The following is a 958-nucleotide window of genomic DNA, read 5'->3' as shown; positions in this document are numbered from 1 at the left end:
GGCCCGGGCGACCCCGCGGCGAGTCGGAGGGAGAGGCCGCATGGCGCGGACCATCCAGTCGCTGGAGCGCGCCGCGGCGGTGCTGCGCCTGTTGGCGGGCGGTGAGCGCCGACTGGGACTGTCGGACATCGCCTCGACCCTGGGGCTGGCCAAGGGCACCACGCACGGTCTGTTGCGCACCCTCCAACAGGAGGGCTTCGTCGAGCAGGACCCCGTGAGCGGGCGGTACCAACTGGGGGCGGAGCTGCTGCGGCTCGGCAACAGCTATCTGGACGTGCACGAGTTGCGGGCCCGCGCGCTGGTGTGGACCGACGATCTGGCCCGTTCGGGTGGTGAGAGCGTCCATCTGGGGGTCCTGCACCACCAGGGGGTGTTGATCGTGCACCACGTCTTCCGTCCGGACGACAGTCGGCAGGTCCTGGAGATCGGCACGATGCGGCCGCTGCACTCCACCGCGCTGGGCAAGGTGTTGGCGGCCTGGGACCCGGTGGCGCACAGCGAGATGCTGGATGCCGGCCTGAAGTCGATCACCGACCGCACGGTGACCGACTCCTCCGTCCTGGAGCGGGAGTTGGAGGAGGCCAGGAGTCGGGGCTGGGCGGGTGAGAACGGCGAGACCTGGGAAGGTATCGCCGCGGTGGCGGCGCCGATCCTGGATCGTCACCGCATGCCGGTGGGGGCGGTGGGGGTGATGGGAGCGGTGGAACGGGTGCACGCCGACGGGGCACCGCGACCGCGCCTGGTGGCGGCGGTGCGGGACTGCGCACGGTCGATCTCCAGGGATCTGGGGGCCGATCGCTTCCGGGGCGTGTCGCTCGGAAGCGAATAACCCATACAAGTCATAACCTCACATATACGGGACTCTGACCCCGTACCGGACCGAACGGGGCGCTCCACTCGTGGAGCGCCCTGCCCTTTGACCCGACCGGCCCCTCACCGACCCCGGCCAACCCCCATC

The 958-nt window shown here is 70.6% G+C and carries 1 protein-coding gene; it reads left to right on the top strand.

All coding sequences use genetic code 11. The features are described from left to right. The first annotated feature begins 40 nt into the window (after positions 1–40). Complete coding sequence (locus tag FNQ90_RS24880; RefSeq protein WP_182608391.1) at positions 41–829, top strand: IclR family transcriptional regulator; 789 nt, start codon at positions 41–43, stop codon at positions 827–829. The last annotated feature ends 129 nt before the right edge of the window (positions 830–958 follow it).

The sequence above is a fragment of the Streptomyces alkaliphilus genome (assembly GCF_014141535.1).
Taxonomy (GTDB): Bacteria; Actinomycetota; Actinomycetes; order Streptomycetales; family Streptomycetaceae; genus Streptomyces; species Streptomyces alkaliphilus.
The sequence above is the reverse complement of the archived record's forward strand: the minus strand, read 5'-3'. Positions and strand labels throughout refer to the sequence as shown.